Origin of the sequence: Pseudomonas sp. PS1(2021) (assembly GCF_020405165.1) — a bacterium.
GTDB lineage: Bacteria > Pseudomonadota > Gammaproteobacteria > Pseudomonadales > Pseudomonadaceae > Pseudomonas > Pseudomonas aeruginosa.
In genome coordinates this window covers 1129469-1152011 of sequence record NZ_CP084484.1, presented here as the reverse complement: position 1 = coordinate 1152011, position 22543 = coordinate 1129469, and the positions used below count along the sequence as shown (strand labels likewise).

The 22543-nt window shown below is 60.4% G+C and carries 24 protein-coding genes and 3 pseudogenes; 10 read left to right on the top strand and 17 right to left on the bottom strand.

Annotation, left to right across the window (positions count from 1 at the left end):
* Positions 1-10: 10 nt before the first annotated feature.
* The 6 genes from pheS to LE197_RS05715 all read right to left on the bottom strand — a co-directional run bounded on the left by pheS (position 11) and on the right by LE197_RS05715 (position 5347).
* Positions 11-1027: a phenylalanine--tRNA ligase subunit alpha gene (pheS, locus tag LE197_RS05740; protein WP_003090666.1), complete on the bottom strand. Its 1017-nt coding sequence runs from the start codon at positions 1025-1027 to the stop codon at positions 11-13.
* A gap of 97 nt (positions 1028-1124) precedes the next feature.
* The gene (rplT, locus tag LE197_RS05735; RefSeq protein WP_003099086.1) at positions 1125-1481 is read right to left on the bottom strand and encodes a 50S ribosomal protein L20; all 357 of its coding nucleotides are present in this window, start codon (positions 1479-1481) and stop codon (positions 1125-1127) included.
* Positions 1482-1504: 23 nt separating this feature from the next.
* Positions 1505-1699, bottom strand: coding sequence for a 50S ribosomal protein L35 (gene rpmI, locus LE197_RS05730; RefSeq protein WP_003090673.1), 195 nt, complete (start codon positions 1697-1699; stop codon positions 1505-1507).
* A 61-nt stretch (positions 1700-1760) separates the two neighbouring features.
* Positions 1761-2312 (bottom strand): translation initiation factor IF-3, encoded by a 552-nt coding sequence (gene infC / locus LE197_RS05725; protein ID WP_003119938.1) that lies wholly within the window; start codon positions 2310-2312, stop codon positions 1761-1763.
* The gene (thrS, locus tag LE197_RS05720) at positions 2312-4234 is read right to left on the bottom strand and encodes a threonine--tRNA ligase (protein WP_073666469.1); all 1923 of its coding nucleotides are present in this window, start codon (positions 4232-4234) and stop codon (positions 2312-2314) included. The genes infC and thrS overlap by 1 nt, the downstream gene beginning before the upstream one ends.
* A gap of 249 nt (positions 4235-4483) precedes the next feature.
* Positions 4484-5347, bottom strand: a complete 864-nt coding sequence (locus tag LE197_RS05715; RefSeq protein WP_003116601.1) for an alpha/beta fold hydrolase — start codon at positions 5345-5347, stop codon at positions 4484-4486.
* Positions 5348-5538: 191 nt separating this feature from the next.
* Between LE197_RS05715 and LE197_RS05710 the strand changes: the two genes are divergently transcribed.
* Together LE197_RS05710 and LE197_RS05705 are read left to right on the top strand one after the other, a co-directional pair.
* Complete coding sequence (locus LE197_RS05710; RefSeq protein ID WP_003090681.1) at positions 5539-5865, top strand: hypothetical protein; 327 nt, start codon at positions 5539-5541, stop codon at positions 5863-5865.
* Between the two features lie 84 nt (positions 5866-5949).
* Positions 5950-6126, top strand: coding sequence for a hypothetical protein (locus tag LE197_RS05705; RefSeq protein ID WP_003099098.1), 177 nt, complete (start codon positions 5950-5952; stop codon positions 6124-6126).
* Positions 6127-6452: 326 nt separating this feature from the next.
* Here the strand turns inward: LE197_RS05705 and LE197_RS05700 are convergent, their stop codons facing one another.
* The 6 genes from LE197_RS05700 to LE197_RS05675 form a co-directional block, all read right to left on the bottom strand.
* Positions 6453-6740, bottom strand: a complete 288-nt coding sequence (locus LE197_RS05700) for a DUF3509 domain-containing protein (protein ID WP_003090684.1) — start codon at positions 6738-6740, stop codon at positions 6453-6455.
* 198 nt (positions 6741-6938) lie between these two features.
* Positions 6939-7178 carry a hypothetical protein gene (locus LE197_RS05695; RefSeq protein ID WP_226033864.1) on the bottom strand — a complete coding sequence of 80 codons (240 nt, stop codon included), beginning with the start codon at positions 7176-7178 and terminating at the stop codon, positions 6939-6941.
* Positions 7175-7924, bottom strand: coding sequence for an IS21-like element IS1474 family helper ATPase IstB (istB, locus tag LE197_RS05690; RefSeq protein ID WP_126621874.1), 750 nt, complete (start codon positions 7922-7924; stop codon positions 7175-7177). The genes LE197_RS05695 and istB overlap by 4 nt, the downstream gene beginning before the upstream one ends.
* A complete protein-coding gene (gene istA / locus LE197_RS05685) occupies positions 7812-9497 on the bottom strand; it encodes an IS21 family transposase (protein ID WP_126621873.1) in 1686 nt (561 codons plus the stop codon). The genes istB and istA overlap by 113 nt, the downstream gene beginning before the upstream one ends.
* A 376-nt stretch (positions 9498-9873) precedes the next feature.
* Positions 9874-10656, bottom strand: a complete 783-nt coding sequence (gene map / locus LE197_RS05680) for a type I methionyl aminopeptidase (protein WP_073666664.1) — start codon at positions 10654-10656, stop codon at positions 9874-9876.
* Positions 10653-10874: a ParD-like family protein gene (locus LE197_RS05675; RefSeq protein ID WP_003090688.1), complete on the bottom strand. Its 222-nt coding sequence runs from the start codon at positions 10872-10874 to the stop codon at positions 10653-10655. The genes map and LE197_RS05675 overlap by 4 nt, the downstream gene beginning before the upstream one ends.
* 156 nt (positions 10875-11030) lie before the next feature.
* Here LE197_RS05675 and LE197_RS05670 point away from each other — a divergent pair.
* A pseudogene (locus tag LE197_RS05670) lies at positions 11031-11267 on the top strand (deoxyribonuclease); the annotation flags it as partial.
* 155 nt (positions 11268-11422) lie between these two features.
* Here LE197_RS05670 and LE197_RS05665 read toward each other — a convergent pair.
* Together LE197_RS05665 and LE197_RS05660 are read right to left on the bottom strand one after the other, a co-directional pair.
* Positions 11423-11575: pseudogene (locus LE197_RS05665) on the bottom strand (IS5/IS1182 family transposase); the annotation flags it as partial.
* Between the two features lie 47 nt (positions 11576-11622).
* Entirely contained in the window at positions 11623-11811 is a 189-nt protein-coding gene (locus LE197_RS05660) for a helix-turn-helix domain-containing protein (protein ID WP_003090690.1), read from the bottom strand.
* Between the two features lie 80 nt (positions 11812-11891).
* Between LE197_RS05660 and LE197_RS05655 the strand changes: the two genes are divergently transcribed.
* The 7 genes and pseudogenes from LE197_RS05655 (at position 11892) to LE197_RS05630 (ending at position 18160) form a co-directional block, all read left to right on the top strand.
* Positions 11892-12872, top strand: coding sequence for an IS5-like element ISPa41 family transposase (locus LE197_RS05655; protein ID WP_003117291.1), 981 nt, complete (start codon positions 11892-11894; stop codon positions 12870-12872).
* 251 nt (positions 12873-13123) lie between these two features.
* Positions 13124-13711 (top strand): hypothetical protein, encoded by a 588-nt coding sequence (locus LE197_RS05650; protein WP_003090691.1) that lies wholly within the window; start codon positions 13124-13126, stop codon positions 13709-13711.
* On the top strand, positions 13711-15111 hold the full coding sequence (locus tag LE197_RS05645) for a DEAD/DEAH box helicase (protein ID WP_031634356.1): 1401 nt from the start codon (positions 13711-13713) through the stop codon (positions 15109-15111). The genes LE197_RS05650 and LE197_RS05645 overlap by 1 nt, the downstream gene beginning before the upstream one ends.
* A gap of 90 nt (positions 15112-15201) precedes the next feature.
* The gene (locus tag LE197_RS05640; RefSeq protein ID WP_023083424.1) at positions 15202-15504 is read left to right on the top strand and encodes a hypothetical protein; all 303 of its coding nucleotides are present in this window, start codon (positions 15202-15204) and stop codon (positions 15502-15504) included.
* Positions 15505-15624: 120 nt separating this feature from the next.
* Complete coding sequence (locus LE197_RS37050; RefSeq protein ID WP_318840994.1) at positions 15625-15780, top strand: BPSL0761 family protein; 156 nt, start codon at positions 15625-15627, stop codon at positions 15778-15780.
* Positions 15781-15872: 92 nt separating this feature from the next.
* Positions 15873-17143, top strand: a pseudogene (locus tag LE197_RS05635) (IS4-like element ISPa45 family transposase).
* A 405-nt stretch (positions 17144-17548) separates the two neighbouring features.
* Complete coding sequence (locus LE197_RS05630; RefSeq protein ID WP_023083423.1) at positions 17549-18160, top strand: DUF6088 family protein; 612 nt, start codon at positions 17549-17551, stop codon at positions 18158-18160.
* 149 nt (positions 18161-18309) lie between these two features.
* Here LE197_RS05630 and LE197_RS05625 read toward each other — a convergent pair whose 3' ends face one another.
* From LE197_RS05625 to LE197_RS05615, 3 genes are all read right to left on the bottom strand, one after another.
* The gene (locus tag LE197_RS05625; protein ID WP_023083422.1) at positions 18310-19560 is read right to left on the bottom strand and encodes a TerD family protein; all 1251 of its coding nucleotides are present in this window, start codon (positions 19558-19560) and stop codon (positions 18310-18312) included.
* Positions 19561-19806: 246 nt separating this feature from the next.
* Positions 19807-21012: a hypothetical protein gene (locus LE197_RS05620; RefSeq protein WP_023083421.1), complete on the bottom strand. Its 1206-nt coding sequence runs from the start codon at positions 21010-21012 to the stop codon at positions 19807-19809.
* A 322-nt stretch (positions 21013-21334) separates the two neighbouring features.
* Entirely contained in the window at positions 21335-22480 is a 1146-nt protein-coding gene (locus tag LE197_RS05615) for a glycerate kinase (RefSeq protein WP_023083420.1), read from the bottom strand.
* Positions 22481-22543: the final 63 nt, after the last annotated feature.

The window sequence follows — 22543 nt, the reverse complement described above, 5'->3', positions numbered from 1 at the left end:
GCGTTCTGGCCTAGCGGAATTGTCCGAGGAAGCGCAGATCGTTATCGAAGAACAGACGCAGGTCGTTCACCCCGTAGCGCAGCATGGCCAGGCGCTCGGCGCCCATGCCGAAGGCGAAGCCCTGGAATTTCTCGGGATCGATGTTGGACATGCGCAGCACGTTCGGGTGCACCATGCCGCAACCCATGACTTCCAGCCAGCCGGTCTGCTTGCACACGCGGCAGCCGTTGCCGCTGCAGATCACGCACTGAATGTCCACTTCGGCCGAGGGCTCGGTGAAGGGGAAGAAGGACGGACGGAAGCGCACTTCAAGCTGCTTCTCGAAGAAGGCGCGGAGGAATTCCTCGATGGTGCCCTTGAGGTCGGCGAAGCTGACACCCTCGTCCACCAACAGGCCTTCCACCTGGTGGAACATCGGCGAGTGGGTCAGGTCGGAGTCGCAGCGGTAGACGCGCCCCGGGCAGACAATGCGGATCGGCGGCTGCTGGGACTCCATGGTCCGCACCTGCACCGGTGAGGTGTGGGTACGCAGCAGCATGTTCGCATTGAAATAGAAAGTGTCGTGCATGGCACGCGCCGGGTGGTGGCCCGGAATGTTGAGCGCTTCGAAGTTGTGGTAGTCGTCTTCGACTTCCGGGCCTTCGGCGACTTCATAGCCGATGCGGCTGAAGCACTGCTCGATGCGCTCCAGCGTGCGGGTGACCGGATGCAGGCCGCCGCTCAGCTGGCCACGACCGGGCAGGGTGACATCGATGCGCTCCGCGGCCAGCCGGGCGGCCAGCGCGGCCCCTTCCAGCTCGGTCTTACGCGCGTTCAGCGCATCCTGGACCTTTTCCTTGGCCACGTTGATCAGCGCGCCAACCTTCGGCCGCTCTTCGGCCGGCAGGTCGCCCAGGGTCTTCATCACCTGGGTCAGTTCGCCTTTCTTGCCGAGGTAGTGAACCCGGATCTGCTCCAGGGCATTGACGTCTTCGGTGTGTCGCACAGCCTCCAATGCTTGAGAGACCAGCGCATCCAGGTTTTCCATGTATGGACTCCAGATACAAAATAGGGGAAGAGCGGTAAGGCTCTTCCCCTATCGGTGACGTTACGTCCGGACCGAAGTCCGGTGATTGTCGTAGGGCTTAAGCCAAGCTTGCCTTCGCTTTCTCGACAATCGCGGTAAACGCCGCTTTTTCGTTCACTGCCAGATCGGCCAGGACCTTACGGTCGATCTCGATGGCCGCCTTTTTCAGGCCAGCGATCAGACGGCTGTAGGACAGACCGTTCTGACGAGCACCAGCGTTGATACGGGCGATCCACAGTGCGCGGAACTGACGCTTGCGCTGACGACGGTCACGGTAGGCGTATTGGCCAGCCTTGATCACCGCCTGCTTGGCAACGCGGAACACGCGCGAGCGTGCACCGTAGTAGCCCTTGGCGAGCTTCAGAATTTTCTTGTGACGACGACGGGCGATAACGCCACGCTTAACACGAGCCATGAATTAATCCTCTACCTTAATAATCAGCGCAGACGCAGGGAGCGTTCTACGCGCGCAACGTCAGACTTGTTCAGCATCGAGGTGCCGCGCAGTTGACGCTTACGCTTGGTGGTCATCTTGGTCAGGATGTGGCTCTTGAAGGCGTGCTTGTGCTTGAGGCCACCAGCAGTCTTCTTGAAGCGCTTGGCCGCGCCACTTTTGGTCTTCATCTTTGGCATGTTCGGATACTCCGCATTGAGTGATTACGCATAACCGCAAGGCCTGCCAGTGCCCTGGTGGTTACTTTTTCTTCTTGGGAGCGATGACCATCATTAGCTGGCGTCCTTCCAGCTTAGGATGCTGCTCGACGGTGCCGTACTCCACGAGGTCGGCTTCGACCCGCTTCAACAGCTCCATCCCCAGCTCCTGGTGAGCCATCTCACGGCCGCGGAATCGCAGGGATACCTTGGCCTTGTCCCCTTCACTAAGGAAACGTACCAGGTTGCGTAGTTTTACCTGGTAATCCCCTTCTTCCGTCCCTGGACGAAACTTGATTTCTTTGACCTGCGCCTGCTTCTGGTTCTTCTTGGCGACCGCAGCCTGCTTCTTCTTCTCGAACAGGTGCTTGCCGTAGTCCATGATGCGGCAGACAGGAGGCACCGCGTCGGCCGAAATCTCAACCAGGTCCAGCTTCGCCTCTTCGGCTAGGCGGATCGCCTCATCGATCGAAACAACACCAACCTGCTGGCCATCAGCTCCAATCAACCGTACCTCACGAGCCGAGATGTTCTCGTTGATCGGGGGTTTCGGTTGAGCTCGCTTATCCTGTCTCATTTCACGCTTAATAATGATTACTCCGAGTCTTGGCGACCACGCCGGGAAACCGCCTGTGCCAACAGCTCAGCGAACTGGGTGACGGGCATGGAGCCCAGGTCTTCCCCTTCGCGCGTACGCACCGCGACGGCCTTCGATTCAACTTCCCGATCTCCAATAACCAAGAGATAGGGAACCTTGAGCAAAGTATGCTCGCGGATTTTAAAGCCGATCTTCTCGTTTCTCAAGTCGGACTTGGCACGGAATCCGCTTTCCCCGAGGATCCGCACCACCTCGGCGGCGAAATCGGCCTGCTTGTCGGTGATATTCATCACCACTGCCTGGGTCGGCGCCAGCCAGGCCGGGAAGGCTCCGGCGTAGTGCTCGATGAGCATGCCGATGAAGCGCTCGAAGGACCCGAGGATCGCACGGTGCAGCATCACCGGGCGCTTACGGTTGTTGTCCTCGGCGATGTAGCTGGCGTCCAGGCGCTCCGGCAGGTTCGGGTCGTACTGCAGGGTGCCGCACTGCCAGTTACGGCCGAGGCAGTCCTTCAGGGTGAACTCGATCTTTGGCCCATAGAACGCGCCCTCGCCCGGCTGGTATTCCCAGGCCAGGCCGGATTCGTTCAGCGCATCGGCCAGCGCGCCTTCGGCGCGATCCCACAGCTCGTCGGAACCGACGCGCTTGGCCGGACGGGTCGACAGCTTCATGGCGATGTCGGTGAAACCGAAGTCGCGGTAGACCTGCAAGGTCAGCTTGATGAAATCGGCCGCTTCCTTCTTCACCTGCTCTTCGGTGCAGAAGATATGCGCGTCGTCCTGGGTAAAGCCGCGTACACGCATGATCCCGTGCAGCGCGCCGGACGGCTCGTTGCGGTGGCAGGCGCCGAACTCGGCGAGGCGCAGCGGCAGGTCGCGGTAGGACTTCAGGCCCTGGTTGAAGATCTGCACGTGGCACGGGCAGTTCATCGGCTTGACCGCGTAGTCGCGGCTTTCCGAGGAGGTGGTGAACATGTTCTCGGCGTAGTTCGACCAGTGGCCCGAACGCTCCCAGAGGATGCGGTCGACCACCTGCGGGGTACGCACTTCGACATAGCCATGGTCGCGCTGGACCTTGCGCATGTACTGCTCGAGCACCTGGTAGACGCTCCAGCCATTCGGGTGCCAGAACACCATGCCCGGCGCTTCTTCCTGCAGGTGGAACAGGTCGAGCTGCTTGCCGATGCGGCGATGGTCGCGCTTCTCGGCCTCTTCGATGCGCTGGATATAGGCCGCCAGTTGCTTCTTGTCGGCCCAGGCGGTGCCGTAGATGCGTTGCAACTGCTCGTTCTTCGAGTCGCCGCGCCAGTAGGCGCCGGAAATCTTGGTCAGCTGGAACGCCTTGAGGAAGCGGGTGTTCGGCACGTGCGGGCCGCGGCACATGTCCACGTACTCCTCATGGAAGTACAGGCCCATGGCCTTCTCGTCCGGCATGTCGTCGATCAGGCGCAGCTTGTAGTCTTCGCCACGGGACTTGAACAGCTCGATGACCTCGGCGCGCGAGGTCATCTTCTTGATCACGTCGTAGTCCTTGTCGATCAGCTCGCGCATGCGCTGCTGGATCGCCGCCATGTCCTCGGGGGTGAAGGGGCGCTCGAAGAAGATGTCGTAGTAGAAGCCTTCCTCGATCACCGGGCCGATGACCATCTTCGCGGTCGGATAGAGCTGCTTGACCGCATGGCCGACCAGGTGGGCGCAGGAGTGGCGGATGATCTCCAGTCCTTCCTCGTCCTTGGGCGTGATGATCTGCAGGGTCGCGTCGCGATCGATGGTGTCGCAGGCGTCGACCAGGCGGCCGTCGACCTTGCCGGCGAGGGTCGCCTTGGCCAGGCCCGCGCCGATGGATTGGGCCACCTCGGCCACGGAGACCGGGTGATCGAAGGAACGTTGACTGCCGTCGGGAAGAGTAATGATGGGCATGGCGCCTCCTCTCCTAGTGGTGACCCCTACCAAAGGCCACGTGGGTTGGGATGTGCCAGTAAGCGTCGCCCGCCGGGCCGGCCTGCCTCACAGTGGCAGGCGCCTTGCGGCACCCCTGCGCCGAAGCGCGCGGACGGAGATCACTGGGAATGGATACTGACGAAAAACGCCGGAGCTGATCCGGCGCGAAGCGCCCATGGTAAAGCATCCGCGGCGAGCTGACGAGCGGTCAGTTCGCCCGGCCTCGCTTCAGGACGTTTCCACGTCCGGCGCAACGCCATCGACGCGCGCCAGGAACTCCAGTACCGACCGGTTGAAAGCCGCCGGACGGGTGGCATTGAGGCCATGGGACGCGCCCTGGATGCGTTGCAGCTCGGCGCGCGGCAGGGCCGCCGCCAGCGCCTCGGCGGTGGCCGGGAATGGCAGCGGGCTGCGTTCGCCATTGAGGATCAGGCTCGGCAGGTCGATCGAGCGCAGTTCCGTCAGCGCCAGCGCCGGCGGCTGGTCGGCCACCTGCCCGACCAGGGTCATGGCGTTGTCCAGGGTCATTCGGCGGAACGTCGCCGACGAGCGTTTCCATACCCCGGCGCCGCTCACCGTATCGACGAACAGTTCCAGTCCCCGTTCCGCCTCGCCGCCACGGATCAATTCGAGCGCCTGGCGCCGGAACTGGTTGCGTTCCAATGGCTCCTCGGGCGCAGGCAGGCCGGCGTGGGCGTAGACCTCGGCGGCATAGTCGCCGCCGGGATCGGCCAGGCTCAGCGAACGCAGGGCGTCCGGAGCGGCCAGCGCCAGGCGCAACGCCAGGTTGCCGCCACGGGAATGGCCGAGCAGGTGTACCGGCTCGCCGAGCCGCTCGACCAGCGCCAGCAGGTCGGCGACGTGGCGGGCGCTGGTGAAGTCCGCGCCCTGCCCGTCCCAGCGCTCGGGGTAGTAGTGACGCAGGCTCGGCACGATCAGCCGGTGGTGCTCGCCGAGGCTGCGCAACTGCCATTGCCAGTAGCGGTAGTCGCACAGCGAACCGTGGACCAGTAGCACCGGCGTGCCCTCGCCCAGGTCCTGATAGACCAGTTGATACCCATCCACCTCGAACGAGGCGAGTTCGCCACTCATGCACGCAACCCTTTCGGTTTCTTTTTCGACTCAGCGCGACGAACGGTGAGCGGGCCCACAGCCCGATGCACGGCATCGCCTGGAAAAGATGGATGTTAACGGCCTGAGGTCACGCCCCGTAATGACAAATAGGTCTAGGGCCGTCTCGCCCGCTGGACTAGGCTGGAAGTTCCCTTGCGGAGGTGACGCCGATGAATACGCCGATCTTCTACGAGCTATTCCGCAACCACCCGCTGCATGCCCCGTCCGCCCGGACCCTGGCGAGCATGCTGGCCCTCGGCCTGGCACTGGCCGGGGTATGGGCCCTGCTGCTGGGCTGGGGCATCGGCCTGGGCATCGACAACTTCGCCATGTACTTCGGCTGGACCGCCCTGCTCATGACCATCCTCCTGGTCGCGCTGTTCCTCGGCGCCACGCTGTTGCGCATGGAGGCCATCTGGCTGGCTTTCCTGCTCGCCCTGCCCCTGCTGACCAGCCTGACCGGCTGCCTGGCCCTGGTCGGTGCCGGCCCCGAATGACCGCGTTTCAGACCATGGTCGAAGACCGATTGCAGTAATTCCCCTTCCCGCAGGGTCTATCCTTGGGTAAGAGGAGGACGAACCATGACTCCCGAATCCTTCGTCACATTGCTGATCGTCGCCTGGCTGGGCCTCGCCGGCGTCACCCTGTGGGCCTTCCTGCGCGTGCCGCGTCGGCGCGCACGCCTGCAACGCAAGGCACGGCAAGCCGAAAACCGGCATCCCGCACGGCCGCCACAGCCTCTTCCGCAGCGCAGCTGAAGCCGCCATGCCGACCGGTCACGGCAGGAAGGCGTGCTGGGAAACCCCCAGCAACAGATAGGCCGCCAGCACGGTGAACGCGAGAAAACCCACGACGTAACGCAGCATCCCGACTCCTGTCAGTCATTTCATCCCTGATGCTGACCCGAACGACCTTGCATCGTTCTGCGCCAGCCTGCCGAAGCACCGAACGGGCAGGCCAGCCCTGGCCTTCCCTTCCGACACGAGCGGGGGCCGGTCGATCCTCGCCCAGCCCCCTCGAAGCTTCACTCTAGCACTCTCGCCCGCCCTGCCGGAGGTCTCCGCCAGGATTCCGGACGAACCGTTCAGCCCGCCATGTAGCTCGGCAGGCCGCGCTCCTGCAGACGACGCAGGGTGCCGACCACATCCACCGGCAGGCTCCCCGCCTCCAGGGCCAGGTCACGGCGCACGGCGTTGATGAACCAGTACATGCGCTTCTCGTCGGCCAACTGGGCGGCGGACACCACGCGACGGGTCACGATCTCTTCGCCGTTGCGCAGGGTCAGCAGGGCGCCGCCGTCCGGACGCATCTGGGTGGATACGGCAAAGGTGGCCTGGAAGGCATCGAACAGCATCTTGATGGACTTTTCCATGATCGTTTATCCCCTCTTGCATGAAAACCGACCGCGAACTTCAGCGCAGCCGCAACACGGGGAAAGGTGGCAGCTTTCATGCCAGCCACATGGAAAATTAAAACCATTCAAAATCAATAACTTACGAAAAGACCCAGCGAAGCGGTCCGTGCAAACTGCAAGATCGTGCGAAATGCATCATGCGATTTGCCAGCAGGCTCAGTCGGAAAACAGCGGCCGGCCCCGCGCATCGAAGCCGCGCACCCGGTACAGCGCCGCTTCCGCCAGCGACAGCGCGGCCGCCGGACTCTCGCACGGCGGCTGGCCCGGCAGCACCAGCCATTCGGTGCGTCCGTCGTCGATGCGGATTTCGGTGAACGTGACCGAGCGTTTCGCTAATACGTGACCGGTGCTTCCGCCCCGGTTGCGCGGGTTGTGGATTGTAATCGCATCGGTCACGATGCGGTTTGCTCCTCAGCTTTTTTCCGGCGCAGTGACTCGCCCTTCAACGTCAGTCGGTAAGCGCTGTGCACCAGGCGGTCAAGGATGGCGTCGGCCAGGGTCGGGTCGTTGATCCAGCCATGCCAGTGTTCGATTGGTAACTGGCTGGCCAGGATGGTGGAGCGGTTGCCGGCACGGTCGTCGATCACTTCCAGCAGGTCGTGCCGGGCACCTTCTTCCAGCGGGGCCAGCGCCCAATCGTCCAGCACCAAGACATCGACCTTGGCCAGCTGTTGCAGGGTACGGCCGAAGCTGCCGTCGCCATGAGCGATGCGCAGTTGCTCCAACAGGCGCGGGGTGCGCAGGTACAGAGTGCTGTAGCCCTGGCGGCAGGCCTGGTTGCCCAGGGCGCAGGCCAGCCAGGTCTTGCCGGCGCCGGTCGCGCCGGTCAGCAGCAGGTTGTGCTGCTGGCGGATCCAGTCGCCGCCTGCCAGGCTGGCGATCAGGCGCTCATCCAGGCCGCGGCCAGGGCGGCGGTCGAGGTCTTCCAGGCAGGCGTTGGCATATTTGAGCTTGGCCTTCTTGCGCAGCCGTACCAGGCGCTGGTTGTCACGCCAGGCCAGTTCGCGGTCGAGCAGCAGGCCGAGGCGCTCATCGAAGCTCAGGCTGTGGCTGGCCGGCAGCGTCCATTGCTCTTCCAGGGCGCGGGCCATGCCGTCCAGGCGTAGCTGGTGCAGTTGATTCAGGGTGTGTTGCAGCATCATCGAACAGCTCCTGTTGCGGGGGGTGGTAGTAGTCGGCGCCACGGACGTTCTCGTGGTCGCTGGGTAAGCTCGTTTCGGCGGTGCGCGTGGGCAGCGGCTGCTGATCCAGGCCTTGCTGGAGCAGGTTGCGCACGCTGCGCCCGGTGAAGGCGCGCAGCTGGACGGCCCGTTCGGCGGCGGCTTCCAAGCGTGCATTGCCGTAGCGACGAGCCAGCGAGAGCAGGCCGAGACAGGCGCGGTAGCCCATCTCCGGATGCGGCTTGTGGGTCAGCTGGTGATCGATCAGTTGGCGCGTGTAGGGGCCGATCCGCGCGCCCCAGTCGAGCAGGCGTTGCGGCGTCCATTCGCGATGGGCCTGGTGTGCGGCGGGCATGTGTTCGCGCTGGGTGCTGTAGGCGCCGCGACGGCCCAGCAGCACATGGCTGGCCACGCGCCGGTTGCCATGCAGCACTTCCAGGGTGTGCGCTGTCAGCCGCACCTCGACGCTCTGCCGGGCCAGGGCGGAGGGCACGCTGTAGAAGCTGCCATTGACCTCGATGTGGTAGTCGATGTTGACCTTGCAGCGCTTGAAGCTGGCGACCTCGTAGGGATGTACCGGCAGCGCTCGCAAGGCCGGGCGATCCAGGCGCTCGAACCAGTCGCGCCGGCAGCCATCGAGGCGCTTGAACGGGCGTCGATTCAGCTCCTCCAGCAGCTCGGCGATGGCCTGGTTAAGCGCATGCAGGCTGAAGAACTGCCGGTGGCGCAGTCGCGCCATGATCCAGCGCTCGACCACCTGCACCGCCACCTCGGCCTTGGCCTTGTCCTGGGGTTTGCGTGGCCGGGCCGGCAGGATCACCGTCTGGTAATGCCGCGCACACTCCAGCGTTGCCCGGTTCAGACCCGGCTCGTAGCGATCTGGCTGGGCGACCAGGGCGCGCGGATTGTCCGGCACAACCATCTCCGGCACACCGCCAAAGTAGGTCAGTGCCTGGCCCAGCGAAGTCAGCCAGTCCACCTGGGTTTCGCCCGGCGTCGCGCAGGCATAGGTGTAATTCGAGGCGCCCAGGGCGGCGACGAAGATATGCGCCCGGCGGACTTCGCCGGTGGCCGGGTCGACCACCGGCAGCGTCGGCCCTGCATAGTCGATGAACAGCTTCTCGCCCGCGCGGTGCACCTGGCGCATCGAACGTTTGAGCGTCTGGGCGTAGCGCCGGTAGTGCTCGACGAACTGGGTGTAGCGGTAGGTCGGCTGGCCCGCATGCGCGGCGAGATATTCCTCCCACAGCAGCTGCAAGGTCACGCCCTTGCGCCGCAGCTCGCGGTGGATGCTCAGCACGTCGGGTGGCACCCGCTCACCGCGCGGCTTGTTTGTCGGCGCCGACGCAAACAAGGCGGCCGCCAGTGCGGCCTCGTCCATGGCCGCCAGCGCCGGCCAGTCCAGTCCGGCCACGCGCGCCGCCGTGACGTATTTGCTGACCACGCCTTTGGACAACTGCAAGGCGCGGGCGATCTTCTCGTGGGACAAACCGGCCTCGAACTTGAGGCGCAGACATTCTTTGATGTTTCGCATGGCTACTCGCGGCGCCGCCATCTTCCCCTCCCGAAATCGGGCGAGGGTGACGGCGCATCAGGTCATGCGCAACGAGAGGGAAGGCTTTCGCTAAGCCGTGACCGGCGATTTCGGTAAGCCGTGACCGCCGGTTTCGGAACGGGCGGAAAATCGGTCACGTTGCTACCGAAATGAGCGGTCACGCGTTAGCGAAATGACCGGTCACGATCTACCGAAACGGCCGGTCACGATGCTCCGAAATCCGCATCGTCGATGCTGGTTATCTCGATCTCGGCCAGATAGCCACTGTCCTCGCGCAACCAGGTGGCGCGCAGTTCGAACTCGCCAAAACGCCTGCCGGACACCCGCCAGCCTCCCTTCGGAAAAGTCGTCTCAGTGTAACCAGGCCGGGCGTCGATCAGCCAGCCAGGTCGGCCAGCGCCTCGCGCTCCTCGTCGCGCAGGGTCAGGACCCGGCAACCCCGCTCGGTGACCAGCACGGTGTGCTCGTACTGGGCCGACAGGCGGCGGTCGCGAGTGGTCACGGTCCAGCCGTCCTTGTGCAGCTTCACCGCGTGGCCGCCCTGGTTGATCATCGGTTCGATGGTGAAGGTCATCCCGTCCTTCAGCCGCGCACCCGCGCCAGCGCGACCGAAGTGCAGGACCTGCGGCGCCTCGTGCATCTTGCGGCCGATGCCATGCCCGCAGTATTCGCGGACCACCGAATAACCGTTGGCTTCGGCGTGACTCTGGATGGCATGCCCGATATCGCCGAGGGTGGCGTCCGGGCGCACCACGCGGATCGCCCGGTACAGGCATTCGCGGGTGACGTCGAGCAGCTTCTGCGCCTGGCGGTCGATGGCGCCGACCCGGTACATCTTGCTGCTGTCGCCGAAATAGCCGTCCTTGATCACCGTGACGTCGACGTTGACGATATCGCCGTCGCGGAGGATCTGCTGCGCCGACGGCCAGCCATGGCAGACCACCTCGTTGACCGAGGTGTTCACCGTGAACGGATAGCCGTACTGCCCCTTGCTGCCGGGAATCGCCGCGAGGGTGTCGACGATGTAGCGCTCGCAGAAGCGGTCGATCTCTGCCGTGCTGATGCCTGGCCGCACCACCTCGTCGAGGGCTTCGAGGACTTTCGCGGTGAGCGCGCCGGCCACGCTCATGCGCTGGACTTCCTCCGCGCTCTTGATCATCCCGAGATCCTCGCCGCGTCCTGCTCGCGGCGGTCGCTTTCGCGCGCTTCGTCCATCAATTGGCGTAGCACCTGCGCATAGGTCAGGCCGGGATTGGCTTCGATCAGCATGCCGATGCGCATCCAGTGCTCGGCCTGGGCATTGATCGAGCGCGACATGGCCTTGCAGGCGATGCGCGCCTCTTCGTGCAATTGCTCGGAAATCTTCACCAGGCCCACACTACACCTCGACTACAAAACATATACGGAACGTATACTAACCATCGCATGGACGCGGCGCAAACGGGAAGGTCCGCCCTCGCCTGGCCATGGACTGGCCACGATTGGCATCTCCTGCAAAATCAGTAACATGCGGATTTTTTTGGAAGTTGCCGCATGCTTTCCCGTTTGTTTGTAGGCCTTTTCGCCCTCCTCCTCGCCAGCGCCGGCCAGGCCAACGCCCCGCGCACGTTCTCCGAAGCGAAGAAAATCGGCTGGAAGCTCTACGCCCGGCAATCCGTGGAGTTCTACTGCGGCTGTCGCTACTCGGGAAATCGTGTCGACCTCGCCAGTTGCGGCTACAAGCCGAGGAAGAACGCCAACCGCGCGCGGCGCATCGAGTGGGAACATGTGAAATATGCCGGTTGTAACATGTTACAAATATAAGTGCATGATTCTAATCATTTTTTATTCTGTAACGCTTTTACCACCTTCCAGCTATTCGCTTACACAGAACTCCAGTCGCTCGACTCTTTCAGAAGATCTTGCCGACAGTAGAGACACCTAGCCCAGTTCTGAATCAGATGCACGCTCAGCATTGCCATCAACGGGTACGCCGGGCGAATGCCCTTCCCCTTTGGGTAGTGCGAATCGATCAGGGCAATTAGATTCTTCCACGATACCACCAGGCCCATCTCAATCAGAAACAGCTCCCTGCGGATCTGCTTGCGCTTGCCGACGTACTCGGCTTAGCGCCAGTATTACTTGATCAGCTCAGAATCTCAGATGGCGGTGGCAGAAGGCTTGAAGGATCGCAGGCGAGTTCGCCTGCGATGCGGTAGAGCTTCTCGACGGTAATGTTGACCTCGCCACGCTCGATGCGACCTACATAGCTGCGGTCGAGACTGCACGCCAGCGCCAATGCGTCTTGGGAAATCCGGCAGACCTTCCTCTGCATTCGGATGCGTTCCCCTAAGGAATCTCCGAACAAGCCTTCAGTTATGCGAGAATCCCCGCAACACCTGATCCGAGCCGCCCATGAGCCAGATGAGCTTTTCCGACTTTGAGTACGCCGGCAAGCGCAAGCAAACCCGCCGAGAGCGCTTCCTCGCCGAAATGGATCAGGTGGTGCCCTGGGCAGGCCTGCTGGAGCTGATCGAACCGTTCTACCCCAAGGCCGGCGGCGGTAGAAAACCCTATCCTCTGGAAACCATGCTGCGCATCCATCTGTTGCAGAACTGGTTCTCCCTGAGCGACCCGGCCATGGAGGAAGCGCTCTACGAAATCACGCCCATGCGCCAGTTCGCACGCCTGACGCTGAGCGCGCCAATCCCCGAAGACACCACGATCATGAACTTCCGGCACTTGCTGGAGAAGCATCAGCTCGCACCGGCAATCCTTGCGGTCATCAATGGTTATCTGCAGGAAAAAGGCCTGTCGCTGCGCCAAGGCACCATCGTCGATGCCACCATTATTCATGCCCCCAGCTCGACCAAAAATAAAGAAGGCAAGCGTGATCCCGAGATGCACCAGACCAAGAAAGGCGGTCAGTATTTCTTCGGGATGAAGGCGCACATCGGTGCCGATGTCGAGTCCGGCCTGGTGCATCACGTCCATGGCACCGCTGCCAATGTGGCCGATGTCACGCAGGTGGCTGAACTGCTGCATGGCGAAGAAAACGCCGTGTATGCAGATGCCGGTTACACCGGTGTCGAAAGGCGCGAAGAGCATGAAAATCGGGGGGTGATCTGGCAGATTGCAGCGCGTCGCAGCACCTATTCCAAGCTGAACCAGCGCAGCGTACTGTACAAAGCCAAGCGCAAGATCGAGTTCTGCAAGGCTCAGACACGGGCCAAGGTCGAGCATCCGTTTCGCGTGATCAAGCGGCAGTTTGGTTACGTGAAAATACGTTTTCGTGGGCTGATGAAAAACACGGCTCAGTTGACCACGCTGTTCGCCCTGGCAAACCTGTGGAGGGTTCGAAAACAGCTCATGGGTATGGGTGAGGTTCGCGTTTAACACGGAGAACCGGTCGAAAAAGCTCTCCGTACATGATTTTTCGGTCACTTTTCGTCCAATGACGCTGTAGGTGCCTGGAAAATTGCAACTTGCCGCGGCTGCACGACAAGTTGATCGGAGCATCCCTAACGCTTTCGCCAACTTATCCATGACCGTCTCAATTCAACTTGAGGCGGCACTATCGTGCGTTTGCGGACGCAGAGGCCACGGATTATAATCCGCATTTTCGCGCTAATTCTTCTGGTGCCTCAATGAAATCGGCCTCGCTTATCTTCGACAGGCGTCTGTATGAGCTGCTTCAGGAGCCAGGGCGTACAACGTTTACGACCCGTGAACTGCGCGATGCTTATGCCGCTCGCTTGAGTGGCACACATTTCCGTATCGCCGATGTGCGCCGCTATGTGTATGAGCAGATCCGCCGATTAGTGCGCGCAGGCTGGGTTGTGCTGGATAAGGATCGTCGTGTTCGAGGACAGGTCTACCACCTGCAGCCGATTCCAGTACATCTGCAACTGGAACTGATCGACAACGGTTTTGAGAACAGCCTTATGGTTGCCGGAGTGCCCGAACCAGACACGGCAGTACCCGACGTGGAAGCTTTGCCACTTAAGTCGTCAGCCAATACGGATTTGCAGTTGGAAGCGCTCCACAAGGAAATCCGCTTGGACTTTCTCACCTCAATGGGCGAGGCAGAGCGATTCAAACTGCTTCTGGACGAAATGCCGCATTTCCGGGACAAGCTTGAAGGCGATTACCTGGAAGCCAGGGATCGCAGTTCTCGCCTCTTGGGGCATCTGCGCGCCATCGAAAAGGCCCTCAAAACGCTCGCTGCACCATGATGAGCAGTTCGCTACGGAGCTGGCAGGACAGCTGCATCACTCGGGCGTTGGAGCACTTTACCGTCACGCCGCACTTCTTCTGCCAGGCTACGCCGGGAGCCGGAAAGACACGCATGGCTGCAGAACTGGCCAGCCGACTGCTTGAGCAGGACAGAATCGATTTGGTGCTGTGCTTTGCGCCGTCCTGCCAGGTCGTGGAGGGTTTTCGTTCGACCTTTGCGGCTGTGCTAGGCAGGCGTCTCGACGGCCAGATAGGTGCCGTGGGCGCGGCTTATACCTATCAGGCCATGGAATACCGTGATGAGGGATTCTGGCAGCTTCTCGATGACTACCGGGTGTTCGTGGTCTTCGATGAGATCCACCATTGCGCCGGCCACGATCCGCTGTTCAGCAATGCTTGGGGGCAGCAGATACTGCATCGGATACAGGATCGGGCTGCCTTCACGTTGGCCCTGTCTGGCACGCCCTGGCGTTCGGACGATAAGGCCATCGCATTGGCTCGTTACTCTTCGCCCGAGGGGCATTTGATCTGTGATTACCGTTATGGCTTGAAAGATGCCATTGCCGACGACGTGTGCCGATCACCTCGCATAGTGTTGCTCGACAATCAGAAGGTGAAACTTACGGAAGAGCTTGGCGCAGATAGCTCCGTGAGGCTGTTTCCCAGCATCGCCAAGCTTTTAGGGGACTCACCTGTCACCTATGAGGAACTTCTGCGTCATGACGAGGTGATCAATCCAATCCTCGATCTTGGCTGCAGCAAGCTGAACGAGCTACGCCAGATCAAACCTGATGCTGCTGGTTTGGTGGTGGCCACAGACATCGAACACGCCCAACAAGTTGCACTGGCTCTAGAAGCAATGGGTGAAGAGTGCCGCATCGTGACCAACAAAACCCCGGATGCGCAACAGGTGATCAATGCATTCCGGAGCAGCGCCTGCCGCTGGATTGTGGCCGTCGGAATGATCAGCGAAGGTACCGACATTCCCCGCCTGCAAGTGTGCTGCTATCTCAGCCGTATCCGCACCGAACTGCATTACCGGCAAGTGCTGGGACGAGTGCTGCGGCGCACAGGTGAGTCCGACGACCAAGCGTGGCTATTCATGTTAGCGGAGTCAACGCTTCAGGGCTTTGCGGAGCGAATATCGAATGACTTGCCTGATGACCTGGCAGTTTTGAGCGATGTGCAGATGCCTGGTTTTACTCCAGTGTCCAAACCTGAGCCGATGGGCACTTTGGGTCATGTCGAAGGTTTCGGCGGTGCGGGGTTAGGTAGTGCAGAACCGGGTATTGGATCGCAGCCTACGGACATCATTTCGCTGGATGGCTTTGCAATTGAGCCCGCTTACCAGGTCAGCTTTTCCCAGCATTATCGGCAGCAGCTACTGGCTTGTTTTTGATGCTCAGCCAGTCGAGGCAGATCCAATGATGTTGGTGTTCATGATTCCATACCCGGCCGGCGTCGTTTGGAACGTAATCGTGAGGTGTACATGGAGATTAAGTCGCAGGCATTGGTCGATGTCGTTGAGGATGTGATCTGCGACGTGTGCCGCTCTGGCACGGGTATTCCCGGCTACGGTCCCCAATACGGCAAGCTTGAAGCCCAATGGGGATATGGCTCCCCGCATGATGGGCAGCACTACCGGGTGCATCTCTGTGAGCCCTGCTTTTTCAGGGTGCTGAGTGGGTTGCGTCGGGAGCGCATGGTCAATGGTATGTTCGATGATGATCAGCCATTTGCTTCTGAAGATTTTGGTCTGGTCAGCAAAGATAACTACTGGGAAAAAAACTGATTGTAGGGCTGAAAATCCATCAGCCGCACCACGTCGAATCGCGGACAAATTAGGGGTAAGCGCGCGACTTGCCCGTTCTGGTCTCGTAGATTGGAATAACCGAATAAGGAGGTAGCCGCTTTGACCCTTCCGCATGAAAGAACCCGGAGTGTCGTCAAGACCGAAGCTTTTCTCCGCGACCTCTCTCGTAACACCGAGCTACCTGATGACATTCGCAGCTATGCGAAAAGCCTGCTTAGACACCAATGTCATCAACTTAAGGAATTTTTCCTATAAATATCATATAATTAGCGCTAAATTCAGCGCATAGGAGAAACCCTTTTGGCCCCTCATTCCACACCGTTTGACACCGCCCAGCAAACCCTGGCTTGAAAATTGTACAAAAAATAACCAGTCAGCTCGATTGTCCCGACTTCATCGATACCCACCGCCAGCGCCCTCACGACTTTACCCGCCGACGCCAACTGACCTTCAAGAACCTCGTCCTGTTTTTGCTCAATCAGCCACGCACCGCCCTGCAAACCGAGCTCGATCAGTTCTATCGCGTGCTCAACCAGGCCTCGGCCGAGACCCAGGTGGTCACCGCGCAGGCCTTCAGCAAGGCGCGCGGCAAGCTCAAGCCCGAGGTCTTCGAGAGCCTCAACCAAACCCTTCAGCAACAGCTCGACAGCCTCGGGCTGCGCCAGACGTGGCGCGGGTTACGGGTACTCGCCGTGGACGGCTCGACCGTCCATTTACCGCTGGAGTCGGTCATGACGCGCTTTTTCGGCTGCCATAGCGAGTTTCCCGTTGCCCGTCTGTCCATGCTCTACGACGTCGCCGACGGCCAGACGCTACACAGCCTGATCGTGCCATCCGCAGTCGGCGAGCGCGATTGCGCCCATCTGCACCTCGAGCATCTGCCCGCTGACAGCCTGACGTTGTTTGATCGCGGCTACCCCGGACACTGGCTGTTTGCGCTGTTCGAGCAGCACCGGCGACATTTCCTGATGCGCCTGCCGTGTGGCTACAACGCGCAGGTCAAACAGTTTCTCCGCTCGGGGCAGACAGAAGACACGCAGTTCTTCTCTGCCAGTCATCCCGAGGCGCGCCTGTTCTGTACCGAGGCCGGCGTCGATCCCGCGGGCCGGGTCGAATTGCGCCTGATCCGGGTCGAGCTAGCCAGCGGTGAAAGCGAAGTGCTGCTGACCTCCCTGCTGGATCGACAGGCCTTCCCGGCCGAGGTGTTCGCGGATCTTTACCACCGCCGCTGGGGCATCGAAACGGACTACCGCCGCCTCAAGCAGACCCTCTGCCTCGACAACTTTAGCGGCCGTAGCGTGACGGCCGTGAAGCAGGACTTTCATGCCGGGCAACTGCTGAAAAACCTAGCGCTGCTGATGCAACATCTGCTGCAACCGGTCATCGAGCAGCGCCACAAAGGCCGCAAGCTGCGCTGGAAGGTCAACTTCACCCAAGGGTGTCACGCCTCAAGAACACCCTGGTCGACCTGCTGGTACGCCCCGGTGTGCAGGGGCTGGCCAACGTGATGGAGTTGATGGCCAACAGCCTCAGCGCTGTGCGCCCGGGCCGCAGCTTCCCGCGCCAGCGTATGCGCCTGGCCAGTCGCGGCTGCGAGGGCTACAAACCGACGCGCTAAGAACAAGCAGCACCCGAACTGCACCGCAAAAAAGCTGGCCAGACAGCGGCCGGCACGCGCTCGCCCGGAAAACGAGAAATCCCGCCCGCCGAGGCGAACCGGCATCCATTAAGCTGGCGTCTGGGTCGCACATGCGCTGAACTGGGGAGCAAAACCAGTGAAGGCACTGCTGCAACCGCGCGTCCAAGCCCCGGGATTTCTTGCCCCGGCCAGGGCTGGGGGCTTAAGTTGATGACATTGGCTTAGACACTCCCCCTCCGCCGATCAAGTTTTCTCGCTGGGGCGCCTCGAAGAGTGCCTAGTAAATGACGCTCAAGATGATGAATATCGGCGAAGGGTGATTGCGTTCCATCAGCCACTTTTCAGTTCGTCGTTAGACTTCACGCTATAGGCGTAAATGCCACGATGCTCAGCACTGATCAAGCCCAGTCGGTATACGCCCGGATTACGCAACGAGTCAAGCGACTACCTAAAGGGCAGCCGTTCAGCATTAGCCGTTTCACAGGGTTTGGAACGAAAAATGCCGTATCCAAGGCAATAGCTCGACTGGTCAAACGAGGCGAACTCGAACGGGTGTATCGTGGGATTTATATGCGCCCGAAACCCGGACTTTACGTTGCCAGGGCTCGTCCCAACCACTGGCAATTGATCAGCGTAATTGCCAGGCAGAAGCACTTGTCTTTACAAATCCATGGTGCCAATGCCGTCAGGAGGTTTGGGCTCAGTACCCAGATGCCGCTTATTCCAATCTTTTACACTAACGGCGCCAGCCGCTCAGTATTCATAGGAAACGCTGAAATCAGGCTAATACATGCGACAACGATGGTCATGCAGCATGCAGGAACTGAGGTAGGGGTGGCTATCAGCGCACTGTATTATCTCGGCAAAGAAGGCTCCACTCCGGAATGCATAGCAGCGATCAAGAAAGGACTCAGACCTGAAGACTTTGTCAAGTTGCTGGCCTGCAAACTACCAAAATGGATGAGCACGGTGTTGAAGGTTGAAAGTGTGAAATAGCGGAATCGCTACCTTACGATGAGCTGCCCGCGCATGGGGGCATTGTCGTCAACGATCCCGCGGCGATCTCCCTACCTACCAGTCCCCTTGGAGGGTCAAGTAGCACGAGCCCGGTGCAAGGCGAACGCCTGGGCACCGGGCTATCGCCATCACACGTAATGCTTGTTCCCTTTGCGCTCAAGCGGACGGCCTTTAAATACATGCGGGCCGTCCATCGTCAACTCGACCCTGTCCCCTTTGCGGGTTAGCCAAGGCGTGGCTTCCGATCCAGTTTTGGAGGTAACGCCACTGGGGCTGATGCGAATTTCGTCGCCATCGATCTCGATCATCCCCAAGACGTAGGTGTAAACCAGGCTACTGAAAAATCCTCCTTTGAATTCGAAGGCACACTCTACGACCTCGTCCCCGTACTCCATCCGCATTTTCGGCTTGAGGGAGGCAACCGACACTGCTCCGTTGTCGACGGCGGAATAGACGCTGCAGACCAGCGCGACTTTGCCGCCCATAAGATGAGAGATGGCTGCATTGATCTCGACGGTTTCGATCCCTGGGGCAGAGGTGCTCGCGCTTACCACATCGCCGGTATGTAACACGAAGGGGTCAGCCTCGAAGGAACCGCGCTTGTCAGGCGCCTGAATGATGGACATCCGACCGTCTGGGCGAAGGATACCGATTCGCAGGTCAAGGTCGTCGTTGTCTCGACCGTCTCCGTTGTCCACCCACCTGGCGCTGACCTTGATGACCTTCGGCGCGGCCGCGCCTTTCTCCAGAGAGACCTTGTGCGTGCTCCCGGGTTTGTCCAAGGTGATCACCGTCTTGGTGATGCTGACCGGTTTCGCAGGGGGCGCGGCTGGGATCAGGGCAGTTGCCGGCTCATCGTCGACCTCGACTCCATACATGCCACAGAGCCCGACCAGGCCCGAGGCGAAACCCTGCCAGACAGAGCGCGCCTTCGCTTGACCGTTTCGGACGTAGAGCTCGAGTACGATGATGCCCGTCTCCCGCTCAAATGCCCCAGGCGCAAGATCCAGCACCTGGTCGCCGGCAAGAACACGTGCGCTGAGGTTTGGTACTCCTGCGAAACCTCCTCCGGTGCCATCTTGGGTCAAGGTGATGGCGATCTTCGAGATAGAGGCTGGCAGGCGACTCAGATCAAAGCTGATGCTGTGACTGATCGAGCCGGCCTGGATGATGGGAGGCGAGAATGCGGCCGCGCCGGACGCATGCTCCGGCGCATTGAAGAAGACCATCCCACTGTCATCGACCACTTTTCCGGAGTCAGTGATGAGGAAGGCCGTCAGGTTCACGTCGAGGTTTGCGCCGGCAGAATGCGTTACCAGCACCTGACCTTTCGACTGGTTGATGGTGGTGTTCTCGCCGGGCTTGAGGGATTGATTCAATTCTGGTCGCCTATTCCTTGGTTTATGTGCAGGCAAAGTAAGCCTGGATTGCATGAAGCGAGGTCCCACACTCGTCCATTCAGGGCCGAATCTCCAAAGTGAAGTGTAACTAGAGAAGGGAAAGGTTGAAGCCAATCCGGGCTGCAGGATACTGAGCAATAAAACTGATTTGTGGGATGCGGAAGACATTGATGCCGCCGAGGCTGAATCAGCATGAGGCGCGATGACCGCGTCTCATGAGTTGACTTAAGCAACGCTTGCGGTCGAGTCAAAAGCTAGGCATTCAGAAACAGAGATGAACTCTTGCCGTCGGCACAGCCAAGCCGAAAGGAAGGTGTAGGCAGTAGTGAGCACGGAGATCATGGCCATCGTTTCTTTCTTCTCCCGTCGGTTCCTTGCATTCGCTCTCGCCTGGGACTCCCCTTTGTACTTGGTGCTTAAGAATAGCGATGCCACCAGTGCGCCTATTACTGCATAGAATACTGACACCAGAGTCATCTTGGCGATGAGCGACAAGCTGATGCTCATCCATCCCTGATTGGTTCGCACAGACGCATACACCGCGAACATCAATGCAAACATGAAACCCGTGAGGCCTGCCACCATTGCGAGTTGACGAGGCAGCTCGAGCCAGTTCATCAAGAAGGCCAGTACCACGCCTGCAGCCGGCAAGAGGTTCGTAATCGCGGCATCCGTGTAGTCGTTGTAGATGGTTGTTTGCCCCTGATGGTGTCTCCACATCGCCCAAGCTGTCAGAAGTGCCCCCGCCAGCAGCAAGTACTTCCAGGCCGGGCTAGATTTGAACTGCTGCCACAGACTTTTCTCCGGCGAGCGGTATGACGGCGAGGACGAGGTTGCACTCGAAGCTGGCGCAACCTTTTGAGGGGGTTGGTACTGCGGCATCTGGGCTGGTACCTGCTGGTGCTCTCCAGCACGTTGAGTTTCGAGCGCTTGGGCGGCCTGAGCACGCTGCTGGAGTTCGATGATTGCCAACTGGCGCTGATTCTCGATCTGCGCCTGTCGAGCTGCTTCTTCAGTCGCTAGACGCTCCGCAGTTTGCCGCTGCCTGATGGCCTCCGCTTCCTGGTGCTTGTTCAGCTGGGCATGGGCTAAAGCCGATGCAGCCTTACCCTTCTCCGCCGTCACATATTGATCAAGCGCCTGGATGCGGGCGCCGATAGTGCTGTCGAGGCACTGCTGGTCAGTACACGCATTCCTTGTCGCGAGCCATTCACGTTGCGACTGACGGACCGCATCAGACTGGCCAGGATTTACCTCCAGGGCGGCCTTATAGGATCTAGCTAACCACTCGTCCAACCCGGACAGGTAGCCATCACGGCAGATTTCTGTTTCGGGGAAGCTGCTGGCCTTGGAGCAGTCAAAGCTTGCTGCCACAGTTTGGCCGGCCAGGAGGGCCAGAAGCAGACCGGAGACTGCTGCACGAAGTTGCATCGAGATCATCCTTTACTTGTTGATCGCCTATCTGCGTTATTGGCGGCCCAGGGTGGTTTATGCACCCCGTTAACCATAACGCCCGAGCCGAATGATGCCAGTTAGCCGGCATCTGGCACAGTCTCCCCTTGTGCCGTTACAGTGAAGGCTCAAGTCGCGAAGGATAATCTCCGATGTCAACCGAATTCTCTAGCCCCGCAACCACGTAAGCAACTGCACATTGGCTACTTCCGGGGGGTGATGCTGCACTGGCCGCATACGTGGTTGCTTTGCACAACACCACCCGCGGCCCTCATTAGCTCCTAGCGGCTGGAGGATATCCTCAGGAACCCCCTACTCTGGCAACCTTCCACAGTTGCACTAAATCCGATGCCCTATCCCGGAGAAGAGTTGCGGCGTCGGAGCACGCTGATTCGAGCGTCATGGGCCCAGAGGTGATGGAGAAGGCTGCAACGATTCCAATGTCGCGCAGCCGCTGATATCCGACTCCCAGCGTGCCAGCGATTGCCACGACAGGCACTCCCGCAGCAGAAGCGATGACAGCCACCCCGGCAGGGGTCTTTCCGTACAGCGTCTGTTCATCCAACCTCCCTTCGCCGGTGATCACAAGGTCTGCTCCTTGAACAGCCTGACTCAGTCCAGACAAATCCGCGATCAGTTGAACACCAGGCCGGAATTCCGCATGTAGAAATGCTTTGGCGGCGAACCCGATTCCCCCCGCCGCGCCAGCCCCAGGAAAGTCACGTACGTCTTTCTGAAGAAGCGCGGCCACAATATCGGCATACGTATTCAGAGCCTCATCCAAAGCCAAGACCTGATCAGGCGTTGCACCTTTCTGCGGGCCGAAAACGTGTGAGGCTCCGTGCAGCCCGGTCAATGGATTGTTGACATCACATGCAACTTCAATCCGGACTTTATGTAGCCTCTCATCGAGTCTGTTCAAGTCGATCTGGCGAAGAGCTTTGAGCGCCAGGCCACCCTCCTCGATCTCATCGCCGGCAGAGTCGAGAAACCTGGCACCAAGCGCTCGCAGCATTCCGGTACCGCCATCATTGGTCGCGCTCCCCCCAAACCCCATGATGATTCGTTGCGCGCCAGCACTCAGGGCTTGCTGGACCAGTTGACCGGTTCCGAAGGTGGAAGCGCGCGTAGCGTCGCGTTCCGCGGCCAGAACCAAGTGAATGCCACTGGCTGCCGCCATTTCAATCACAGCGGTGCGAGACTCGTTAAGCCAGCCCCAAGCTGCTTGGACTTCCGCCCCAAGTGGTCCTTGGACGGTACTGACCCGCCGCTCTCCACCGGTGGCAGCCAGGACGGCGTCGACGGTGCCCTCACCGCCGTCTGCCATGGGCATGCACACGATTTGAGCGTCTGGAGCCGAATCCCGCACTCCTTGAGCAATGGCTTCTGCAACGAGCTCTGCAGGTAGGCTTTCTTTGAACGAGTCCGGCGCGATCACGACTTTCATGCATTTCCCCTCAGGCTTCGCGATGTTGTTGAGAGGGATTGTTTCTGCACGAGCTCTGGTGCG

Excerpts from the sequence above, each read along its gene's own strand:
- pheS (WP_003090666.1), bottom strand. The coding sequence starts at position 1,027 with ATGGAAAACCTGGATGCGCTGGTCTCTCAAGCATTGGAGGCTGTGCGA.
- rplT (WP_003099086.1), bottom strand. The coding sequence starts at position 1,481 with ATGGCTCGTGTTAAGCGTGGCGTTATCGCCCGTCGTCGTCACAAGAAA.
- rpmI (WP_003090673.1), bottom strand. The coding sequence starts at position 1,699 with ATGCCAAAGATGAAGACCAAAAGTGGCGCGGCCAAGCGCTTCAAGAAG.
- thrS (WP_073666469.1), bottom strand. The coding sequence starts at position 4,234 with ATGCCCATCATTACTCTTCCCGACGGCAGTCAACGTTCCTTCGATCAC.
- LE197_RS05715 (WP_003116601.1), bottom strand. The coding sequence starts at position 5,347 with ATGAGTGGCGAACTCGCCTCGTTCGAGGTGGATGGGTATCAACTGGTC.
- LE197_RS05710 (WP_003090681.1), top strand. The coding sequence starts at position 5,539 with ATGAATACGCCGATCTTCTACGAGCTATTCCGCAACCACCCGCTGCAT.
- LE197_RS05705 (WP_003099098.1), top strand. The coding sequence starts at position 5,950 with ATGACTCCCGAATCCTTCGTCACATTGCTGATCGTCGCCTGGCTGGGC.
- LE197_RS05700 (WP_003090684.1), bottom strand. The coding sequence starts at position 6,740 with ATGGAAAAGTCCATCAAGATGCTGTTCGATGCCTTCCAGGCCACCTTT.
- istB (WP_126621874.1), bottom strand. The coding sequence starts at position 7,924 with ATGATGCTGCAACACACCCTGAATCAACTGCACCAGCTACGCCTGGAC.
- istA (WP_126621873.1), bottom strand. The coding sequence starts at position 9,497 with ATGGCGGCGCCGCGAGTAGCCATGCGAAACATCAAAGAATGTCTGCGC.
- map (WP_073666664.1), bottom strand. The coding sequence starts at position 10,656 with ATGATCAAGAGCGCGGAGGAAGTCCAGCGCATGAGCGTGGCCGGCGCG.
- LE197_RS05660 (WP_003090690.1), bottom strand. The coding sequence starts at position 11,811 with ATGCAGAGGAAGGTCTGCCGGATTTCCCAAGACGCATTGGCGCTGGCG.
- LE197_RS05655 (WP_003117291.1), top strand. The coding sequence starts at position 11,892 with ATGAGCCAGATGAGCTTTTCCGACTTTGAGTACGCCGGCAAGCGCAAG.
- LE197_RS05650 (WP_003090691.1), top strand. The coding sequence starts at position 13,124 with ATGAAATCGGCCTCGCTTATCTTCGACAGGCGTCTGTATGAGCTGCTT.
- LE197_RS05645 (WP_031634356.1), top strand. The coding sequence starts at position 13,711 with ATGAGCAGTTCGCTACGGAGCTGGCAGGACAGCTGCATCACTCGGGCG.
- LE197_RS05640 (WP_023083424.1), top strand. The coding sequence starts at position 15,202 with ATGGAGATTAAGTCGCAGGCATTGGTCGATGTCGTTGAGGATGTGATC.
- LE197_RS05630 (WP_023083423.1), top strand. The coding sequence starts at position 17,549 with ATGCTCAGCACTGATCAAGCCCAGTCGGTATACGCCCGGATTACGCAA.
- LE197_RS05620 (WP_023083421.1), bottom strand. The coding sequence starts at position 21,012 with ATGCAACTTCGTGCAGCAGTCTCCGGTCTGCTTCTGGCCCTCCTGGCC.
- LE197_RS05615 (WP_023083420.1), bottom strand. The coding sequence starts at position 22,480 with ATGAAAGTCGTGATCGCGCCGGACTCGTTCAAAGAAAGCCTACCTGCA.